8 protein-coding genes are annotated in these 6,093 nt (G+C 31.1%); all 8 read right to left on the minus strand.

Annotated elements, in window-relative coordinates; genetic code table 11:
- Nucleotides 1-237: 237 nt before the first annotated feature.
- Nucleotides 238-627, minus strand: coding sequence for a hypothetical protein (locus IE051_RS18155; RefSeq protein WP_189362842.1), 390 nt, complete (start codon nt 625-627; stop codon nt 238-240).
- The gene (locus IE051_RS18160) at nt 620-847 is read right to left on the minus strand and encodes a DUF7660 family protein (RefSeq protein WP_189362843.1); all 228 of its coding nucleotides are present in this window, start codon (nt 845-847) and stop codon (nt 620-622) included. The genes IE051_RS18155 and IE051_RS18160 overlap by 8 nt, the downstream gene beginning before the upstream one ends.
- 172 nt (nt 848-1,019) lie before the next feature.
- On the minus strand, nt 1,020-1,607 hold the full coding sequence (locus IE051_RS18165) for a hypothetical protein (RefSeq protein WP_189362844.1): 588 nt from the start codon (nt 1,605-1,607) through the stop codon (nt 1,020-1,022).
- Nucleotides 1,608-1,751: 144 nt separating this feature from the next.
- The gene (locus IE051_RS18170) at nt 1,752-2,756 is read right to left on the minus strand and encodes a hypothetical protein (RefSeq protein WP_189362845.1); all 1,005 of its coding nucleotides are present in this window, start codon (nt 2,754-2,756) and stop codon (nt 1,752-1,754) included.
- A 169-nt stretch (nt 2,757-2,925) separates the two neighbouring features.
- Nucleotides 2,926-3,579: a hypothetical protein gene (locus tag IE051_RS18175; protein ID WP_189362846.1), complete on the minus strand. Its 654-nt coding sequence runs from the start codon at nt 3,577-3,579 to the stop codon at nt 2,926-2,928.
- 145 nt (nt 3,580-3,724) lie between these two features.
- Nucleotides 3,725-4,210 (minus strand): hypothetical protein, encoded by a 486-nt coding sequence (locus IE051_RS18180; protein ID WP_189362847.1) that lies wholly within the window; start codon nt 4,208-4,210, stop codon nt 3,725-3,727.
- 175 nt (nt 4,211-4,385) lie between these two features.
- Nucleotides 4,386-4,856 carry a hypothetical protein gene (locus IE051_RS18185; RefSeq protein WP_189362848.1) on the minus strand — a complete coding sequence of 157 codons (471 nt, stop codon included), beginning with the start codon at nt 4,854-4,856 and terminating at the stop codon, nt 4,386-4,388.
- Nucleotides 4,857-4,983: 127 nt separating this feature from the next.
- Nucleotides 4,984-5,961 (minus strand): hypothetical protein, encoded by a 978-nt coding sequence (locus tag IE051_RS18190; RefSeq protein WP_189362849.1) that lies wholly within the window; start codon nt 5,959-5,961, stop codon nt 4,984-4,986.
- Nucleotides 5,962-6,093: the final 132 nt, after the last annotated feature.

A 6,093-nucleotide genomic window follows, 5' to 3' on the forward strand; every position in this document is an offset into this window, starting at 1 on the left:
CTTTCATTCCGAACCAGAATGAGAGTATTATCAGTACAATCGAAATTATTATTAAATATCCTTTTTTCAATTCGTAATTCGGTTTCTGTTAAATGTTTTACAACGGTCCCGGCTATGAGTAGTTGCGTGGTTTAGCACTTAACTTTGCAAGTACACACCAAACTGAAAATCCGCGAGGATTTTCAGAAGTAGGCGAGAACAAGCAATTACTTATAGCCATTGTTGTGCGTTCGTTTTTTATTCTTTATTAAATATATTTTCATACTCTTTTACGTGGTGAGGAAATTCCTCTTCGTAAAATGGATATGGAATTCCGAATATTGATATCTCATATTCCTCATTGTCCATTCCTGTTATTTGATTTCCAACTCCTTTAATTTCAATTCCGTCTTCGTTTGTGATTTTGAGTTCTGGAATACTCATTGTTGAAATCATTTTATCTTCTGGGTAATCAGAGGCGAGTTCGATTTGTTTATTTGAACAGTATTCTTTGAAGAATTCGTAAGGCGATATAATTTCTTTAAATTCAATCAGTCCAAATGCAACTCCCATTGGTGCATCAGCTTTTTCCAATTCAGAAGTTCCGATTAGAGTTCCGTTCAAAGTTATGTTGTATGATTTACTCATAAATTGAAGCACCTTTTAAGATATGACTGAAATTTTCCCAAGTCGGATTATCTGCATTTACTTTCATTCCCATATTGTCATAGAAACCTTGAATATCTTCTGTATAAGCAATCATACTTTCTAAAAAATCAGAAAGATTGACGTTTTCCCAATTTTCTTTGTTTTGGTCAAAGTCAGTTTTAAATTCCTTTAAAAACTCAATAAATTCTATTCTTGTCATTGTCTTTTTGGGTTTGTCTTAAATGACGCACAACGTTTATGTGTAAGGAACGTTGCGTGTTTGTGTGCGAGGATTTTCCGAAGGAAAATCAGAAGCTAGCAAACAAAGCAACGACCAAACGGTTGAACTAAAATAAGTAATGTTTTTTACACGGTGTTACCTGTAGTTGTTTTTAATTCAGCGATTCCATATATCGGATTGGGAATATTTGTCTTATTTCTTGCCATTTTATGATATCCTCTGGTTTGTCCGATTTTAGTAATTCCGTTAGACTTTTGTCAAATTTCGATACAGAGAATTCATTACGGATTTCGTTATATGCCAAATAAAATTTGTTTCTGATTTTTTTATACTTTTCATAGTTTAATTCTTTGTCATATTTCGCAAGGACAATAATGTTTTTATGAGTATCAACCTTTCCTGAATATTCAAAACTTTTTTCAGTAGTCATTGGCATTTTATCGTCCATTGGGTTTGGTATTATATATTTTTTGAATTCAGATATTATTAGGCTATCTGGAATAATATTGTCCTCAATTGTAGTTTCGCCTTTTTTATCTACATTAATTAAAACAATATTTCTTTGTTTGATTATTAATTGTTCTGAGTTAATATTTCTCATATAATTGTCAAATCCGTATTCCAAATCAATAACCTTATAGTCAGCTTCTAGTTCTAATAAAGTGTCCAATTCTTTTTTACAAGATGTTGAAGCTAATATTAAAGTCAGAAGTAATATGTTTAGCGAAATTTTTGTCATAATTACAGGTAACGGTCTCGGCTATGAGTAGTTGCGTGGTTTAGCGATTAACTTTGCAAGTACACACCAAACTGAAAATCTGCGAGGATTTTCAGAAGTAGGCGAGAACAAGCAATTACTTATAGCCATTGTTGTAGCACGTTTTTATTCGGCACCTTTTGTCATTCTTGATGCTATGTCTAATAATTCTTTTATATCCTCTATTTTATAATTTTTTGAACTTGATTTTTTTTCTATGTCTTTTTCCGCTGGTGAGAAAATCACTGTAGCTGCATCTGTCGTAATTTTATCTCCAACAGACTTTTCTGTTAAAAGTTCAGGGTATGATGGAAGAGTTTCTGCGATTGCAGATTTATGAGCATAAATTTCTTCCAATTTCCGTTCTTTTGAATATTGCTTTATTGCAAAAAACACCACAAAGTAAATTGGAAATAGAATTAACAGTCTTAATACCCAAATAATCCCAATTGTATTAGATTCAATTATATTTTCTGTTTTTTCTGATGGATTTATCATTTCAGCGATTAGTTCAGATACGTTAGCTGTGTAGTACATTGCAACAATTATGCTTAAGAGCACCAAAATCAACCATCCAATTTTTTGCTTGAAGATTTCACTTTTTCTCTTGCTAAATGCTGTACTCAATCTGTCAGCAACCGCTGGCGACATCAACGTACGTACTTGCTTTGCAAGTTTGTCAATTTCAGATTTTCTTTCGTTAATATTTTCAAGTTGTTCTTGAATCAAACGATTATTTTCAGGAATATCTGGTGACAACCTTAAAAGAGCAAATAATCCACTATTTCTAATATTGGAATTAACAGAATTGATTTGATTTAAAGGGTTGTGATGTTGATTCCTTAATTGATTTGGTGCAAGCCCTTTTACTGTTTGAAACTGACTATTAAAATTATTTAAATTACTATTTATGGATTTTAGGTAATTAAAGGGTAATGTCTCAAGTAAATTTTTGTCAATAGCATCATTTAGTAGTTCGAAAGTTTCTTCTACCAATTTTTGTATTTCATCAGGTGTGAGTGCGTTCCAGTTTTGCACGTTAGCATCATCAGACCATAATATAGAAAGGTCATCCGAGATGTTTCTTTCAACATTTGATTTTATTCCGCTTAAGTATGTTTCTGTACTCATATATTATGGTTTCTGGATTTCTTAAATGTGCTACAACGGTCTTGTGTATAGTTAGTTGCGTGGTTAAGCAACTAATTTAGTAAACAAAAACGAACGCGAGAAAATTCCGAAGGAATTTTCCAAATAAGCACTTGCCAAAGCAATTAATTATACACGTTGTTGTAAAACGTTATTTTAGTGACCATATTAATAAATCAATTAGGTCAGCTTTTTTTGTTTCTTCTTCGGTTTTATTACCTGTATTTTGATTAATATCTATTATTTCTAATTCAGATTTGGAATTGTTTATTTCCGATTTCATTTGTTGAAAACAAGTATTGAATTCAGATAATATCGTCGAGTATTTTTCATAAATCCTGTTCATAAGAATTTTATCACGTCCTTTAATTCTACTATTTATAACAGTTGAATTAAAAATCATAGCGTAACTATCAGGAAAAACGTCTAAAGTCTCAAAAAGGATTATCGTATAAATCTTTCCATAAGCTGTAACATCACTAAAAACTCGTGCTTGAGTTTCTTTCATTTCCGTTAAATATTCTATACGATTATTGTCGTAAGTAGTCTTTAATTCCAATATTTCTTTTAAATCAGAATTTTCAATTGAATTTAAAACTTGAGTTTTTAAATCAGAGTATTTTGGTAAAATTTCTTTATTTAAAATCGCAAAAAAATCAATACGTTGTTCAATACTTTTTTTATAAACGCTATCATTAGCCTTTCTTTGAATTAAATCAGTAGATAATTCAGATTTTCCACATTCTTGAGAGAATGAAAAGCTAATTGAAAAAATAAAAAATAATGTAAGTAGTAGGTTCTTCATAATGTTTTACAACGGTCTCGGCTATGAGTAGTTGCGTGGGTTAGCACTTAACTTTGCAAGTACACACCGAACTGAAAATCCGAGAGGATTTTCAGAAGTAAGCGAGAACAAGCAATTACTTATAGCCATTGTTGGCAGCTGGTTTTTATTGTTTTTTATATAAAAATCTTTCTCCGGAATCTGGGTCTCCAATAAAATTCCAAATAATTATTCCATCTTCTTGTAAATACAAATCATACCAAGTAGTCATTCCCTTTTCATATAAGCTACTTTCGTTAAAATTCATTTTTAATACCCAGTATTTTTGTTTAAAATCTTTTTCGATTTTCCATTTCCCATTAGTATTTACAAACCTTTCTGTAGTTTTGTCAAATACGTTTATGTAATTCGGCAAGTCTGTTATTTCAAAGGTTCCGTTTTCCTTTAAGTTCAATTCAATTTTTTTCTTTTCATACCCTTTCTCCTCATTTAATTCGTAACTGAATTTATCCACTTCCCAAATTCCAATCATTTCAGACTGAGTTGGTTTTTCAGTCAGATTTTTAGTTGTAATTCCGTTTACAGGACTTACATTAAAATATCTGCAACTTGTTAAAGTCAAAACAATAAGTAGGTAAAAAATTCTTTTCATTTCCGATTTTTCAATTCGCGTTCTGCTTTGGTCAACTTGCTGCCAACGGTTAAAATAAAGACAGTGCGGCTTTCGGAGACGTCAATGTCCGTAGGACTTGACGTTGGTTGAAAGACGAGACTGTCGAAGTTTGGTTGAATTTAAGCATTGGCTTTATTTATTGTTAGCAGCTGTTTTATTTTTTTAGAATATAGGTTGAATCTAATTTTTCTCCATAATAGTTTTCGATAAATACAAACAAGCTATCTTGATTTTCATATTTGACTTTAAAGTATGGATTCGAAAGTCCATAGCCATTGGTTTGTGGGTTGGATACATAAAGAAAATATTCTGAGGAGTCTTTAAATTCTTTTGGGATATTTAATTGTAAAACTATCTGGTCAAAATCCTTCTTTTCGACTACCGATTCGTTTTCAATGCATTTTCTAGTCCAAGCTTGTTCGACCCAAACTTCCTTAATTTCTATTACTCCAACTCCTTCAACAGTCAACTTGTCCTGCGCGTTTCCAAATTGGAATTTAAACAAGTCATGCTCTTTTGATTTTTCCGAAGAGATACTAGCTTGTCCAAGTCCTTTTTCAAGACAAATCTCTACGCAGCTCGATAGAGTAGTCAACATTAAAATTATGTAGAAAACGTTTTTCATTTTCAATAGCTGCTAACGGTTTGTGTAAGGATAGTTGCGTGGTTAAGTCACTAACTTAACAAAAATGGAATAAACCAGAGGAAAATCCGCAGGATTTTCCTAGTAGGCACGAACCAAGCAATTATTTTTACACTTTGTTACCCATAGTTTTTTCTTTAAGATTTTTTATGTGATAGTTCAACTCTCGTTTGTAAAATGGAGCAATAATATTCTTTTTACATTCATTAATTTGATTTAAATCAGAAACTGAGCCCCCTATGTCAAAGAGCATATAATCTCTTAACCTTCCATCTCCGCGCTTTAGCGATTTATCAACTGTCATTATAAGTTCAAGAAGCTCATTGAATTCTTTATCTGAAATTTCGGTGGGTCTTTGGTTAGAATAGTGAAGAACAAAGAACCATGGCTTAATATATTGGTCATGTTCAACGAATTTCGGGTACTTGTTAAGAAATTTTTCAATTTCTTTAAGACTGTAATTATGCGCTTGTTTTTCAATTAAAGCATAACAATATTTCCAGCCAAAAATCTTGTCATTTATTATTGTAACTCCTTTTTCAATCCCATTAATTTCTGAATATTTTGAAATAAACTTGGTCTTTGAAGAGTCTATAATATTTCTTGGCGGTTTTGCAGGTTTTGAGAGTTTAAGATAATTCTTAAACTCTTGGTAGGAACCTTTAGTAGCATAATAATCTAAAAATTTTCTATAACCATGATGCATGGAATTCTGTTCCAAAGTACTAAGTTCATTGATATAATGTTCTGCAATTTTAACTTCCTCTCTAGATAAAGCAATTTCTATCAAGTAAATTAACATATGGTTCTTAAGGAAATATGATATTATTTTATCTACATGATGTTTTGCCAAATCCAAAGGCGTATTTGGGTTTTTTATTTGAATCTTAAATAAACCTGAAACATTATAAAATGCATTATATTCTAAGTCATTTTTTGATTCCAAAACTTCTTTTAGTCTCTCTTTACCAAATAATATTTCATAAGCATATAGTGCGTCTGGATGTTTATTGAAATCTCCTCCATTTAATTTTTCCGTAGAATTAATTGCTTGAACTAAGGCTTGAAGGATTTTATTTTGTGTCATGGTTTAGAAATGTAGTGTGGTCTTTAGATAATGTCTCGTCCTGAAATATGGCTACAGGTTAAAATTGAAATTAAGCTGATAATTTATATACCATATTCGGTGTTTTGAAGTCTAAAGATAAATGTAATCTTA

This window comes from Algibacter mikhailovii, assembly GCF_014651495.1.
Classification (GTDB): Bacteria; Bacteroidota; Bacteroidia; order Flavobacteriales; family Flavobacteriaceae; genus Algibacter_E; species Algibacter_E mikhailovii.

Excerpts from the sequence above, each read along its gene's own strand:
- IE051_RS18155 (WP_189362842.1), bottom strand. The coding sequence starts at position 627 with ATGAGTAAATCATACAACATAACTTTGAACGGAACTCTAATCGGAACT.
- IE051_RS18160 (WP_189362843.1), bottom strand. The coding sequence starts at position 847 with ATGACAAGAATAGAATTTATTGAGTTTTTAAAGGAATTTAAAACTGAC.
- IE051_RS18165 (WP_189362844.1), bottom strand. The coding sequence starts at position 1,607 with ATGACAAAAATTTCGCTAAACATATTACTTCTGACTTTAATATTAGCT.
- IE051_RS18170 (WP_189362845.1), bottom strand. The coding sequence starts at position 2,756 with ATGAGTACAGAAACATACTTAAGCGGAATAAAATCAAATGTTGAAAGA.
- IE051_RS18175 (WP_189362846.1), bottom strand. The coding sequence starts at position 3,579 with ATGAAGAACCTACTACTTACATTATTTTTTATTTTTTCAATTAGCTTT.
- IE051_RS18180 (WP_189362847.1), bottom strand. The coding sequence starts at position 4,210 with ATGAAAAGAATTTTTTACCTACTTATTGTTTTGACTTTAACAAGTTGC.
- IE051_RS18185 (WP_189362848.1), bottom strand. The coding sequence starts at position 4,856 with ATGAAAAACGTTTTCTACATAATTTTAATGTTGACTACTCTATCGAGC.
- IE051_RS18190 (WP_189362849.1), bottom strand. The coding sequence starts at position 5,961 with ATGACACAAAATAAAATCCTTCAAGCCTTAGTTCAAGCAATTAATTCT.